At 59.1% G+C, this 13,173-nt stretch carries 12 protein-coding genes; 11 read left to right on the top strand and 1 reads right to left on the bottom strand.

Annotated features, from left to right (window positions below):
• Positions 1-25 precede the first annotated feature (25 nt).
• From fliF to waaA, 11 genes are all read left to right on the top strand, one after another.
• On the top strand, positions 26-1,732 hold the full coding sequence (gene fliF / locus ACWJKU_RS09060; protein ID WP_454147866.1) for a flagellar basal-body MS-ring/collar protein FliF: 1,707 nt from the start codon (positions 26-28) through the stop codon (positions 1,730-1,732).
• Positions 1,725-2,732 (top strand): flagellar motor switch protein FliG, encoded by a 1,008-nt coding sequence (gene fliG / locus ACWJKU_RS09055; protein ID WP_454147864.1) that lies wholly within the window; start codon positions 1,725-1,727, stop codon positions 2,730-2,732. Before fliF ends, fliG begins: the two co-directional genes overlap by 8 nt.
• Positions 2,719-3,438, top strand: coding sequence for a flagellar assembly protein FliH (gene fliH, locus ACWJKU_RS09050; protein WP_454147862.1), 720 nt, complete (start codon positions 2,719-2,721; stop codon positions 3,436-3,438). The genes fliG and fliH overlap by 14 nt, the downstream gene beginning before the upstream one ends.
• A complete protein-coding gene (gene fliI / locus ACWJKU_RS09045; RefSeq protein ID WP_454147860.1) occupies positions 3,435-4,799 on the top strand; it encodes a flagellar protein export ATPase FliI in 1,365 nt (454 codons plus the stop codon). Before fliH ends, fliI begins: the two co-directional genes overlap by 4 nt.
• A gap of 38 nt (positions 4,800-4,837) precedes the next feature.
• Positions 4,838-5,299, top strand: coding sequence for a flagellar export protein FliJ (gene fliJ / locus ACWJKU_RS09040; RefSeq protein ID WP_454147858.1), 462 nt, complete (start codon positions 4,838-4,840; stop codon positions 5,297-5,299).
• A 65-nt stretch (positions 5,300-5,364) separates the two neighbouring features.
• Positions 5,365-6,630: a flagellar hook-length control protein FliK gene (locus ACWJKU_RS09035; RefSeq protein WP_454147856.1), complete on the top strand. Its 1,266-nt coding sequence runs from the start codon at positions 5,365-5,367 to the stop codon at positions 6,628-6,630.
• A 187-nt stretch (positions 6,631-6,817) separates the two neighbouring features.
• Positions 6,818-7,222 (top strand): 30S ribosomal protein S6, encoded by a 405-nt coding sequence (rpsF, locus tag ACWJKU_RS09030; RefSeq protein ID WP_454147854.1) that lies wholly within the window; start codon positions 6,818-6,820, stop codon positions 7,220-7,222.
• An 81-nt stretch (positions 7,223-7,303) separates the two neighbouring features.
• Complete coding sequence (gene rpsR / locus ACWJKU_RS09025; protein ID WP_077732549.1) at positions 7,304-7,531, top strand: 30S ribosomal protein S18; 228 nt, start codon at positions 7,304-7,306, stop codon at positions 7,529-7,531.
• Positions 7,532-7,587: 56 nt separating this feature from the next.
• A complete protein-coding gene (locus ACWJKU_RS09020; protein WP_454147852.1) occupies positions 7,588-8,472 on the top strand; it encodes a hypothetical protein in 885 nt (294 codons plus the stop codon).
• A 58-nt stretch (positions 8,473-8,530) separates the two neighbouring features.
• The gene (rplI, locus tag ACWJKU_RS09015) at positions 8,531-8,977 is read left to right on the top strand and encodes a 50S ribosomal protein L9 (protein WP_454147850.1); all 447 of its coding nucleotides are present in this window, start codon (positions 8,531-8,533) and stop codon (positions 8,975-8,977) included.
• A 64-nt stretch (positions 8,978-9,041) separates the two neighbouring features.
• Positions 9,042-10,310, top strand: coding sequence for a lipid IV(A) 3-deoxy-D-manno-octulosonic acid transferase (waaA, locus tag ACWJKU_RS09010; RefSeq protein WP_454147848.1), 1,269 nt, complete (start codon positions 9,042-9,044; stop codon positions 10,308-10,310).
• Positions 10,311-10,317: 7 nt separating this feature from the next.
• Here waaA and ACWJKU_RS09005 read toward each other — a convergent pair whose 3' ends face one another.
• Positions 10,318-13,101 carry an EAL domain-containing protein gene (locus ACWJKU_RS09005; RefSeq protein WP_454147846.1) on the bottom strand — a complete coding sequence of 928 codons (2,784 nt, stop codon included), beginning with the start codon at positions 13,099-13,101 and terminating at the stop codon, positions 10,318-10,320.
• Between the last annotated feature and the right edge of the window lie 72 nt (positions 13,102-13,173).

Below are 13,173 nucleotides of genomic sequence, written 5' to 3'. Positions count from 1 at the left end.
TCCGGAACCGATACGGTAGCGCCCGATGGAACTCAGTCAAAGCGAAAACAAAACCCTAGTGCCGGGCGGACCGGCGCCGGCCGTCCGGGAGGACAAACTGCCGGCGGTGCTGCGGGGCTGGACGCGAATGCCGCGGGGCCGGCAAATCGGACTGATGGCCGCTCTGGCGCTCGCCGTCGCGACCGTAGTTGCCGTGCTGCTGTGGGCGCAAAAGACTGAATATGCGACCTTGTTTGCCAATCTGGAGGAGAAGGAAGGCGGCGAAATCGTCGAAGCGCTGCAAAAACTCAACATAGCGCACCAGATCCAGCCGGCTACCGGCGCCATCCTGGTGCCGGCCGACCAGGTGCACGCGGTGCGGTTGAAGCTTGCCGGCATGGGCTTGCCGCAGGAGAGCGGCACCGGTTTCGAACTGCTGGACAAGCAATCGGGTTTCGGAGCCAGCCAAATGGTGGAGGGCGCGCGCTACCAGCGCGCTTTGGAAGGGGAGATCGCGCGCTCGATCACGACCATTCGCCATGTCAAATCGGCCCGCGTCCATCTCGCCCTGCCCAAGGAATCGGTATTCGTCCGGCAGCCCAAAAAGCCGAGCGCGTCGGTCATGGTCGAATTGCATTCGGGACGCGGTCTGGAGCCGGGGCAGGTGGAGGCCATCGTCCATCTGGTTGCTTCCAGCGTGCCGCAACTGGAACCCGGACAAGTCACCGTGGTCGATCAGCGGGGACATCTGCTCAACGCCAAGGACAACGGCAACGACCTGTCTCTCAACGCCAAGCAATTCGACTACAAAAAGCAAGTCGAGGAGCATCTCATCGAGCGCATCGAAAACATCCTGAGCCCGGTGCTCGGGAGGGACGGACTGCGCACCCAGGTGACCGCGGACATCGATTTCACCGTCACCGAACGCACGCAGGAGGTGTACAACCCGGACTTGCCCGCGCTGCGCAGCGAACAGACCCGCGAGGAGCAAAACCAGGGCTCGGCGGTGCAGGGCGTGCCGGGAGCGTTGTCCAATCAGCCGCCGCCCGCCGGCGTCGCGCCGGAAACCACCGGTGCCGCGGCGCCCGGGCAACAGCTATCGGAACCGCCTCTCAACACCAGCAAGAGCGCCACGAGAAACTACGAACTGGACAAAACCGTCAGCCACTCCCGCCTCGGCACCGGAGTCGTGCGGCGCATCACTGCGGCGGTCGTGGTGGACTATCGGCACATTCCACAGGGCGATAACGGCGTGGCGCTTCAGCCCTATAGCGAAGAAGACCTGACCCGTTTCACCAATCTGGTGAAGGAAGCCGTGGGCTACGATGCCGCCCGAGGAGACCGGGTCACCGTCACCAACGCGCCGTTCCGGGCGGAGAGCGACAACCTGTCCGCCGCTCCCGTTTGGGAACAGAACTGGTTCTGGCCGGCGGTCAAGCAGACCGGGGCCGCCCTGGTCGTGCTCGCACTGATCCTGGGCGTGCTCAGACCGGCGGTGAAAGGTCTCGTCGGGCGCGGCGAATCGGCGAAAAGCGATATGGACGCCGCGGAATCGGGCGCGGCGAGCGAAGGCGTCCTGGCCGAATCCGGCGTTTCTCAGGAGGCGCCTCAAGTGGCCCAGGACGACGACATGTTGATGCTCGATGCGCCGGAAAGCCACGAAAAGCGCGTGGCGTTCGCACAGCGGGCCGTGGATCAAGATCCCAAGCGCGTCGCGCAGGTCATCAAGAACTGGATGAGCGGAAATGGCTGAAATAGGGGCGACGAAACTGGACGGGCCGCAGAGAGCCGCATTGTTCTTTCTGACGGTGGGCCAGGATCGGGCGGCGGAAGTGCTCAAGCACATGTCTCCCAAAGAGGTCCAGCAAATCGGCTCCGCCATGGCGGAGCTTCGGAACATCACGATGGATATGGTCGAGGACGTCCTCGGAAAATTTGTCGAAGACATCCGGAATCAGACCGCGCTGGGCGTCAATTCGGAAGAATATATCCGCAATCTGCTGACGCAGGCCCTGGGCGCCGACAAGGCCAGCAGCGTCTGCGACCGTATTCTGCTGGGCCGCAACAGCAAGGGCCTGGAACAGCTCAAGTGGATGGACCCTCGCGCCATCGCCGACTTGATCCGGCTCGAACATCCTCAAATCGTCGCGATCATCTTATCGCTGCTGGACAGCGACCAGGCCGCGGAAACCCTCAATTATCTCCCGGAACGGGTGCGGCCCGATCTCATCATGCGCATCGCCACGCTCACAGGAGTGCAACCGTCGGCGCTTCGGGAGCTCGACGACATCATGGAGAAGCAGTTGAGCGGCAACTCCAACGTAAAATCGTCGACGCTCGGCGGCATCGAGGCGGCGGCCAATATTCTCAACTTCATCGACAGCGGCGTCGAAAGCGCCATCATGGAGCAGATCGGCGAAGTCAATCCGGATCTCGGCCAGAAGATCCAGGACAAGATGTTCGTGTTCGACGATCTGGTCGACATCGATGACCGCGGTATCCAGACCTTGCTTCGCGAGGTGTCGACGGATTCGTTATTGCTGGCCCTGCGCGGCGCCGACGATACGCTGAAAGAAAAGATTTTCAGCAATATGTCGCGGCGGGCGGCGGAGATATTGCGCGACGATTTGGAAGCGGCCGCCCCGGCCCGTTTAAGCGATGTCGAGGCGGCGCAAAAAGACATCCTCGCCATCGCACGCCGCATGGCGGAGGCTGGCGAACTCTCGCTCGGCGGCAGCGATGAGCTCATTTAAAGGATTTTCCGCGGAGGAACTCGCTGCGCTTGCGCCGTGGACGCTGCCGGTCATGGGCGAGGCGGAGCCGGAGCCGCCCGCCGCTGCGGTCGAGGAGGAAACGGAATATCCCGCGATGCCCACGGCCGAAGAGATCGAGGCCATGCAGAAGCAAGCGTACGAAGAAGCTCGCGCCGCCGGCTATAAGGAAGGCCATAAGGAAGGCTCGGAGCAGGGATACCGGGATGGACGCGAAGAAGGTTACCGTCGGGGATATGAGGAGGGGCGCGCAAGCGCCGCGGTCTTGGCCGAACGCCTGCAGGCCTTGATCGACTGTCTGAGCGAGCCGCTCGCCCAAGTGGACGCTCGGGTCGAACAGGAACTGGTCGCTTTGTCGATTGCCATCGCGAAGCAACTCATTCGGCGAGAGCTGAAAACCGAACCGGGAGAGATCGTCGCCGTGGTGCGCCAGGCTACGGCGATCTTGCCCTCCGGCGCGCGCAAGATCAGTCTCCATCTTCACCCGGACGATGCGGAGCTGGTCCGGTCGACGCTCGCGCTGGACGAAGCGGGGCCGCGCTGGAGGATCGTTGAAGATCCGCTATTGACCCGAGGCGGTTGCCGGGTAACCACCGACACCTCGCACATCGACGCCACGGTCGAAAAGCGGCTCGCATCGGTGATCGCGCATCTGCTCGGCGGTGAGCGCGATGAGGATCGGACGTGATCGATTTCGCTCCGGCATCTAGGCTCAACGAATCCTGGGCAGCGAAATTGGCGGGTTACCGCGAGCGCCTGATCGAGCCCCCGGAACTGGTGGTGGAAGGCAAGCTGAGCCGGATGGTCGGTCTCACGCTCGAAGCCATCGGCTGCCGAGCCGCCGTCGGGGCCCGCTGCATCGTCAAGACGGCCCACGGAAAACAGGTGGAAGCCGAAGTGGTCGGCTTTGCCGGGGAGCGGATTTATTTGATGCCGACCGGCGATATTCAAGGTTTGGAGCCGGATTGCCGAGTCATACCGCTGACCCCAACGTCTTCCGTCCGAGTCGGATTCGGTTTGCTCGGGCGGGTGCTGGACGGAGCCGGCAAGCCCCTGGACGGGAGAGGGCTGCTCCAGACCGATTGTTCGATGCCGCTGACCGGCAGCGCGATCAATCCTTTGGCGCGGAAACCGATCCGCGAACCCTTGGATGTCGGGGTGCGCGCAATCAACGCCTTGCTCACCGTCGGACGAGGGCAGCGCCTCGGGCTGTTTGCGGGAACCGGCGTGGGCAAGAGCAATCTGCTCGGCATGATGACCAAATACACCAACGCCGACGTGGTGGTGGTAGGGCTGATCGGCGAACGCGGCCGGGAAGTCAACGAGTTCGTGCAAAAAATCTTGGGGGAAGAAGGGCGCGCCAAAGCCGTCGTCGTGGCGACGCCGGCGGATTACCCGCCTTTGATGCGACTTCACGGCGCCTTGCTGGCGACGAGCATCGCGGAGTTTTTCCGGAACCGCGGCCTCGATGTCCTGCTGCTGATGGATTCGCTGACCCGCTTCGCGCAAGCTCAACGCGAAATCGCCCTGGCCATCGACGAGCCGCCCGCCACCAAAGGCTATCCGCCCTCGGTATTCGCAAAACTGCCGCAACTCGTGGAGCGGGCGGGAAACGGGGACGACGGCGAAGGATCGATCACCGCCTTCTATACCGTGCTCGCCGAGGGCGACGATGCCAACGATCCCATCGCGGATGCGGCGCGCGGAATACTGGACGGCCATATCGTGCTGTCCCGAGCGTTGGCGGATTCGGGGCATTATCCCGCCATCGACATCGAGGCGTCGGTCAGCCGGGTCATGACGGACATCGCCGACGAGCGGCACGTGCAGCTTGCCAGGCGATTTAAACGCCTATACTCGATGTATCAGCAAAATCGTGATCTGATCAGTGTCGGCGCCTATCATAGAGGATCGGACCCGCGCATCGACGAGGCCATCGCCATGAATCCGGGCATCATGAATTTTCTGCAACAGGATCTGCATGAGGCGGTCGGGTTTGAACAAAGCCTCGATGATTTGGCAAAACTGATGGATGCGTCCTCGCCATGAGGTCCGGCATGCCGAAACGAGCGAACAGGACTTAAAGCATGAAACGATCGAAGCGCCTGGGCCCGGTTCTGGAACGCGTGGAATCCCAGGAAAAGGAAATGGCTCGCGTTCTGGGCGAAAGCCGGCGAAAGCTGGAGGGCGCGCAGCGGGGTCTCAACAGTCTCATGACGTTTCGAGACAATTATTCGGCCCAGTTCCAAAGGTCCGGCACCGAGGGATTCGGGACGCGCCGATTGATCGAGTACCGGATGTTTCTGGCTAAGATCAATACCGCCATCGCCGATCAGGAAAAGGCCGTGACGGCGGCGCAAGCCGAGTTGCAAAGCCGCCAGGCGGAATGGGAAGCGACGCGCAAGCGCAGTCTGGGCATCAGAAAAGCTTTCGAGAACATGCTTGCCGAAGAGAAGCGCCTGGAGGAAAAAAAAGAGCAAGCGGAACAGGACGAAAGGGCCGGCCGGCGCTCGAACGGCGCCAATGGCATCCTGACCGTATTCAGATGAGTACGCTTTGGCCGTTTTGGCATTCAGCTTGCTAAAAATGGTCGTGCGATTTCGGAATTCATACCATGAGTATTCGCAACTCGATGACCGCGGTATCGGCCGCCCCCGCTTCCATTCTCGAATTGGCGCAGCTTGCCCGCGGCGCCGCGCCGGACCAAGCGGATCCGGCCGCCTTTCTCGCCGCGCTGGTCAGGCAGTTTGAATCGATGAAAGACGCCGGCGGAGAGATTCCCGCCGCTTCGGCGGAGGAGGGCGCCCCACCCGAGGATGCGTTCCAGACGCTTCTTCATTATTCATCCAGCCTCGACGCGCTTTCCGGCACGGAAGCGCCGAACGGCAACGGCTTGCCGGAGGAGGACGCTTCATTGCCGGAAACCGCCCTGCCGAGCCGGGATGATTCGGAGTCGGAAAAGCTTGCGACGGATCCAGAACTGGCCGCACTCGCCGCCTATCTGGTTCCGCCGCCCCTAGCGCCGTCCGAATCGCCCGCTACGAGCGGCGAAGAGACGCCGATGCCGCAAATGTCCGCGGGAAACGCCTCGGCGTTCCTGCTTCGCCAGACGCCCGGACAAGACATGACGGGCGCGCCCGGCGATGTGGGTGTGGCGCGCGGAGAGCGGATGACATTTCCGCCCGATGCAGAAAGCGCTCCGTCCGGTGCAATATCTTCGGCAGTGGATGATTCGGACATGGCGTTGCCCCATGAGCTTGCCGCGGATCCGGTCGGCAAAGACTCGATCGAGCGCGGAGCCGGCGAAGAGCGGATCGGGCCGTTCGACGAAAAACTTGCGGTTGTGGCCAACGCGGGTTTTGCCGTGCCGGCGGCGCCGTCCGCGCCCGTGCCGCCGGGTTCCGCGATGGCCGTCCACGAATCGGTGCCGGATCTCAATCGGCCTTTAAATCAACCCGAATGGCAGGACGGTTTGGGCGACCGCATCATATGGATGGCCGATAAGAGCGTGCAGGCGGCCGAAATCCGGCTCAATCCGGCACACTTGGGGCCATTGGGTATTCGCATCCAAATGGATCAGGATCAGGCAGCCATTCATTTCTCGGCCCATCACGCTGCGGTGCGGGAAGCCATCGAGGCGGCGGTTCCCCGGCTGCGGGAAATGCTCGGCGCCCAGCAGATCACCCTGGTCGACATCCATGTGACGGCGCCGCCGGGGATGTCGAATGAATCCGGCGCATCGCCCGATTTCAGCCGGCAATCGCGTTTTGACGATCGGAGTCAGCCGTTTTCGAATCGGGCTTCGGAGAAAGCGGAAAGCGCTCTGACGGACTCGGGCCGATCCGCGGCGGCTAACGGATTGCTCAATGTGTATGTTTGAATGGGCTGGAGCCGTGCACCGACCGAGTTCATCCGGTTCGTAAAGCGGATTCGCCGCTCGCGCCAATCCGTTGACTTGTAAGGTAACGGGCAACCCATTACAATCCGCGGTTCCGGTTGGCGGCCGAGGCCGCCACTCCTTGCCTTACCGCATGTGCGGAAGGCTATTCAATCCATAAGGAGCAAATATGCGACATTATGAAATCGTTTTTATGGTCCATCCGGACCAAAGCGCGCAGGTTCCCGCCATGGTGGATCGTTACCGCACCATGATCGAATCCAGCGCCGGAAAAATCCACCGTCTGGAAGATTGGGGCCGCCGGCAATTGGCCTATCCGATCAATAAGATTCATAAAGCACACTATGTGCTGATGAACATCGAATGCGACCAACAGACTCTTGACGAACTGGAAAGTGGGTTCCGCTTCAACGATGCCGTGCTGCGCAGCTTGACGGTCCGTCGCGAAAAGGCGGTCACCGAGCCGTCGCCCATGGCGAAATCCGGCCAAATCGAATCCGAAGCGGAACGAAACGAAGAAACCGCGGCGAGCGCTTCCGAAGGAAGCAGCGACGAAGCGCCGTCGGATACCTAAGGCGGCGGGCGGCATAAAGCCGGATTCGTCTCCTACGGTTTCGATCCACATATTTAACCTCAGTCAAGAAACAGGTCTTTTATGGTTCGCCAATTCAAGCGTAAAAAATATTGCAGATTCACTGCCGAAGGCGTTAAAGAGATCGATTACAAAGATCTCGACGTGCTTAGAGAATATATCTCGGAAACCGGCAAGATCGTTCCGAGCCGCATTACCGGAACGAAAGGAAAATATCAAAGACAGCTCGCCACCGCGATCAAGCGGGCTCGTTTTCTGGCGCTGTTGCCGTATACCGACGCCCACAAATAAGCGGGCTGGGCGCCATCAGGGCGCGGTTGACGATGCGCGCATTGGCCACTTTTATCATGAGAGGAAGAGGGCAGGCCGTATTCGCGGTCTGCACGCTGACTCTCATGTCTTGGCTGATTCCGTTTCTTAGCCTTCTGGCGGCGGCAGCCGTGGGTCTCCCCACGCTGCGGAAAGGCGCCTACGAGGGCGGAGTGATAATGGCCGGATCTGCTGCGGTGCTGGGCGTCTTGGGCGGCCTCCTCGTCGGCGACGCGACCGATACGGTCGGCTACGGGCTCCTCCTTTGGGTTCCCGTATGGCTCACCGCGGTGATCCTCCGCGAATCGGGCCGGTTATCGACGGCGCTCGGTTTTGCATCGGCCATGGGCGTCCTCATGGTCGCGGGAGTCTACTGGCTTCACCCCGATCCGTCTTCCATTTGGATCGAGGGCCTGGAACGGTTCATCGAGCCTTTGGCGGACCGCGCTCCTCCGAACCTCAATACGGATCAGTTCTGGAGCGGCTTGTCGAAGACGGCCGCGCATTATATGACAGGAATCGTGTCGGCCAGTCTGATGCTCAGCCTGGTACTGAGCCTGTTGATTGCGCGCTGGTGGCAAGCCGCATTATTCAACCCGGGCGGATTCCGCCCGGAATTCGTGAGAGTTCGCATGCATGCGGCATTTCCCTATATGGGAATGCTGGCGCTGATTGTAGCCGTAGCGGCGAGCGGGGAGTTGGCGGAGTTCGCCTGGAATCTGAGTTTTCCGCTGTTCGCCTTATTCCTGTTGATCGGCTTTTCGGTGCTTCATGCGTTGCTGTCCAGGGATAAAGGGCGCAGTTTCTGGTTGATCGGAATTTATGTGGCGCTGTTATTCATTCCTTACGTGATCGTGCCGATTGCGTTAGTCGGGTTAAGTGACGTCTGGTTTGATTGGCGAGAACGGTTATCGCCTGGTTGAATCCGGATTGATGTTGTCATCATTTAGAAGAACGCTAAAACTATCGAGGCATTCGACGATGGATATTATCCTTTTAGAAAAGATTGTAGGTCTCGGGAATCTCGGCGACAAAGTCGCCGTCAGACCCGGTTACGGACGGAATTATTTGATTCCTCAGGGCAAAGCGGTCGCAGCCACTGCCGAAAAATTGGCTGAATTCGAGAAGAGGCGCGCCGAACTCGAAAAGAAGGCCGCCGAAGATTTGGCCGCAGCCCAGGCTCGAGCCGAGGCCATCGGCAAGCTTGCCGTAACGATCGCTCAGAAAGCGGGCGAAGAAGGGCGGTTGTACGGTTCCGTCGGCACCAAGGACATCGCCGAGGCAGTGACGGCTGCCGGCGTTAGCCTTCAGAAACACGAAGTCCGCTTGCCGTCTGGTCCTATCCGCCAAGCCGGCGATTACGAGATAGCCGTGCAATTGCACAGCGACGTGGTCGCCACGGTGACTCTCTCGGTCGTCCCCGAGTAATAACGCCGGGCCCGAGTCCACATGGTTGTCGAAACCATGTGGACAACCGCCTTCCGTCAGCCCAGTGAGGCTAATCTACTCAGCGCTGTTTTATTTCCTTACGCCGGCCATTCTCGGGCGCCTCTTCTGGCGGGGGCGCAAGCTGCCCGGTTATTCTCGACGCTGGCTCGAACGTCTGGCCATATACGATTCGGAGTCGGAACCCGGCGTCATCTGGTTTCATGCGGTTTCCGTCGGAGAAGCGGAAGCCGCGTTTCCTCTGGTTCGCGCCATCAAAGAGCGTTTTCCCGAACGGCCCGTACTCGTTACGGCAACGACGCCGACGGGTTCCGCTCGCATTCGGGACGTTTTGGGTAATACGGTAAAGCACGTCTATTTGCCTTACGACTTGCCCGATTGCGTGGACCGGTTCATCCGGCATTACCGTCCGGTACTCGCGGTAGTGCTGGAGACGGAAATCTGGCCGAATCTCTATCGCGGCTGCGGTAAGCGCGGCATACCCCTGGCTATCGTTAACGGCCGCCTTTCCGAAAAATCGGCGCGAGGCTATCTCAGGCTTCGTTCCCTGACGCGCGAAAGCCTCTCTCACATACGTCTGATCGCCGCCCAGACCTCGGAAGACGCGAAACGGTACGTGGCCATAGGCGCCAATCCAAAATCCGTCATCGTGGCCGGCAATATCAAATTCGACATAGAACTGCCGGCAGAAATGCAAGAGCGCGCCAGCGCTTTGCGCCGTGCGCTTTTCGGCACTCGTCCGATCCTTATCGCGGGCAGCACTCATCCCGGCGAGGAGAGCCAAATTCTCGCGGCTTTCGGCGCTCTTCAAAAACGGTTTCCGAAGTTGCTGTTGATACTGGCGCCACGCCATCCTCATCGCATCGGCGACATCATATCGGAATGCAAAACAGCGGGGTTGACTGTTCGGCTCAGAAGCGAAGAAAAGCCGTGCGAAAAGTCTATCGACGTTTTCTTGCTCGATACTTTGGGTGAATTGCGGTGTTTTTATGCCGCTTCGGACGTCGCTTTCGTCGGCGGCAGTCTGGTGCCGATCGGAGGCCATAATGTGCTGGAGCCGGCGGTCGCCGGATTGCCCGTTTTGTTTGGGCCGCACCACTTCAATTTTGTCGAGATCGGCTCCAAGCTCAAAGCGAGCGGTGGCGGAATCGAAGTGCAAAATGCCGAGGAGTTGGCCTTTTGGGTGGAGCGGCTACTCAACGACCGAGCGCTTCGTAACGAGATGGGCCGTAACGGGAAACGCTTCGTCTCGTCGAATCAGGGCGCCGTACGGCGGGCGCTCGAATTGCTCGGCTCGGTGATGGGCGGGCCATGAGTTTTATTCAGTCGACCTCAAGCGAGGTTGGGTGCCCGATGAAATAACCCTGCGCCATATCCACTCCCAATTCATCAAGGGCGATAAGGGTGGCTTCATTCTCCACACCCTCCGCGATGACCTCGATATCGTTCCCGTGAGCGAGAGTCGTGATGGCCGAGATGAAAGCCCGGTCCTGAGGATTATCGATTAAATTGGTGACATAACTCTTATCGATCTTGACGAATTTCACGGGCAAGTGCCTCAGATAGGAGAACGAGGCAAAACCCGCACCGAAATCGTCGATGGCGAAACGAAAGCCTAATGCCGCCAGTTCTTCCATGATTTCCTTTGCGGTTCCGAAATCGGCAATGGCAGCCGTTTCAGTGATCTCGAAGATCAATTGATCCGGTTTTAGCGTATTGTTTTTTAACGCCGTTTTCAGAGCAGCGGTCCAGTCGCGGTTGGTCAGGGCGGAGCCGGAGAGATTTACGTGAATGGCTCCCGACGGGGCCTGTTCAACGAATTCCGTCAATAAGCGTATGTTGGTTTCAACCGCATAGCGGTCGATTTCGTTAATCAGGCCGGTGAGTTGGGCGAATTCGAGAAACTCTTCCGGCGAAATCAGCGAACCGTCGGCCCGCTTGAGACGTATCAAAGATTCGAAAAAGCAGATTTTGCGCCCCTTGATGATGGCAATGGGCTGGTAATGAAATACCAGCCGGCGAGCCGCGAGCGCCTCCTGGATGGCCTGTTTCCACAGCGTCCGTTCGCTAATGCGTTGTTTGGATTGATCATCGTAAGAAAATAAATGAGCTCGGCCGCGGCCGCGATCTTTCGCCTGATACATGGCGAGATCGGCATTCGCCATCACCTCATCCATGACGGTTCCATGCTCGGGGATCATGGCGATACCGATGCTTGCCGAAATTCGGAAGATTTTTTGCTGAATTTTGAGCGGTTGCTCGGTGAGCCGCTGATTAAGCAGACTGGCGAACGCCAATGCGCCTTCCGCGGTTTGATTCGGCATTAGAATGGCGAATTCGTCGCCGCCCAATCTCGCGGCGATATCGGTTTTGCGCACGCGGTTTTTCAATTCCTGCGCTATTTTGCGGAGTAGCGCATCACCGGCAAGATGACCGCTGGTATCGTTGATATCCTTGAAGTGATCCAGATCGAACAGAAGAATGGCGGCTCCGGTATTGTTCTTGTCCGCTTCGCTAAATTGCCGCTCCAATTCCTGCTGAAAGCGGTGGCGATTGTACAATCCGGTCAGCGGATCGTGGTTTGCGAGCCAGATCATGCGGTTTTCCGCCTCGACTCTCTCCGTGACGTCGAGACCGACAGACAGGATGGAGATGCCTTCCGCGTTGTTTTCGTGGAGACGGGTATGTACCCAGACTACGAAACGGCGAGTCCCGTCCTTGCACAATAATTCCGCCTCGTGTTGTAGGCGCTTGTGCTGTCCTTTCCATAAGCCAAGCAGCGCGTTCTCCAGGTCGTCGCCGATTTTGCGCTCCAAGATCAAGGAGAGAAAATCCTTGCCGCTAAGATCGCTTTCGCTGTAACCCGTAATCTGAATGACGAATTCATTGGCGGTGAGTATTCGTCCCTGATTGGTTTGGGTCAAAATAATGACCTGTGCGGTATCCAAGAGACCTTGAACGAAATCGCGCTCGGCGGCGAGTTCGGTAGTCTTGTGCGTTATGGCCTGCGTTTGTTTCTCGAGCTGGAGGGACAAGGTCACGGCGGTTGCGCTGAGAATGGTGATTTCGTCGTTGAGTCCCGACGGCCGATGGGCGAGTCGTTGCCGAGCCTCCGTGTAGGCGCCTTTGGCCAACATCGGCAAAGTGTCCGCCAACCGGCGAAGTTGGCGGATAGGCAGGCGCATTAACAGAAGCAAAACCAATTCGGCGGTCAAAAGGCTTAGGCCGCTCAGCAGGATGCCGTCCCGGGTGGCTCTCCTAATGTGATTCACCTGGGTGGTGACGTCGCTGATCATCAAGACGAGACCTTCCGCCTGAAGCAAATCCTTCAGCGGCATGACATCGACTGCATAATACCGGCCTTTCCAGAGATGGATATCTTCGGTCGCGGTAATGGGGTTAGGAAAACGTTCGGACAAATACTGTAAAAATGGCGCCAAGAGATCCGAGTGAGTGAGGGCGGCAATCCGCATCGACCATTCAGGAATTGAGTGGACACTGCTTTCGGCGCCATTCGCGATCAGGATTCCCAAGTCCGAACCGGTCAATGAGCGATGTTCTACAACGAGTTGTGCGATGGATTGAGTGAGGCTGAACACGCCGACTACCCGTCCCTGGGATAAAACAGGCTGGTACGCGCTGAGATTGCAAAGCTGCTCGCACGACAATAAAGATAAGGGTTTCTCTTCCTTGAACACCTGCAAAACCGTAGCTTCCTCTTCCGGCCGCGGTATTTGAGACGGCGCGCTGACGCCCCATCGCCAGAATCGCTGCGCGTCATGCGAGAACAGTTCGAGGCGCTCAATATCCAGATCGTATTGAAAATTGTTGAAAACGTTGGCGGCTTGCTGCAAGCCCGCCGAATTTTCTCCGGTCAGGGCCGAGGCGAAATCGCCGACCGAAGCCAATAAGGAGCCGATTTGCTGCAAGCGAGACGTCGAGCGGTCCAGCAAGTCATGCACTTGCCTGCTCAGCAATCCTCTGTCGACCTGGCGCTGCTCCTGAAATTGGTACTCCAGATAGAAGTAATTCAAAATGGCAAAAGAGCTGCCAATGCCCACGATCATGATGCTGATAAACAGAAAACCTTTCCAGAAAAGGCTCAAGAAAGGCGCCCGCGGCTCCGAGTCAATACGGTTCATCCGCGGCGAACGAAGGGCACGATGCGATTTTTGCTT

The organism is Methylocaldum sp. MU1018, from assembly GCF_053646775.1.
This window is presented reverse-complemented; position numbering and strand designations above follow the sequence as displayed.

Bases quoted from the DNA above. Each gene is read 5' to 3' on its own strand.
- ACWJKU_RS09035 (WP_454147856.1), top strand. From the start codon at position 5,365: ATGAGTATTCGCAACTCGATGACCGCGGTATCGGCCGCCCCCGCTTCC.
- rpsF (WP_454147854.1), top strand. From the start codon at position 6,818: ATGCGACATTATGAAATCGTTTTTATGGTCCATCCGGACCAAAGCGCG.
- fliF (WP_454147866.1), top strand. From the start codon at position 26: ATGGAACTCAGTCAAAGCGAAAACAAAACCCTAGTGCCGGGCGGACCG.
- fliG (WP_454147864.1), top strand. From the start codon at position 1,725: ATGGCTGAAATAGGGGCGACGAAACTGGACGGGCCGCAGAGAGCCGCA.
- fliJ (WP_454147858.1), top strand. From the start codon at position 4,838: ATGAAACGATCGAAGCGCCTGGGCCCGGTTCTGGAACGCGTGGAATCC.
- ACWJKU_RS09020 (WP_454147852.1), top strand. From the start codon at position 7,588: ATGAGAGGAAGAGGGCAGGCCGTATTCGCGGTCTGCACGCTGACTCTC.
- fliH (WP_454147862.1), top strand. From the start codon at position 2,719: ATGAGCTCATTTAAAGGATTTTCCGCGGAGGAACTCGCTGCGCTTGCG.
- rplI (WP_454147850.1), top strand. From the start codon at position 8,531: ATGGATATTATCCTTTTAGAAAAGATTGTAGGTCTCGGGAATCTCGGC.
- rpsR (WP_077732549.1), top strand. From the start codon at position 7,304: ATGGTTCGCCAATTCAAGCGTAAAAAATATTGCAGATTCACTGCCGAA.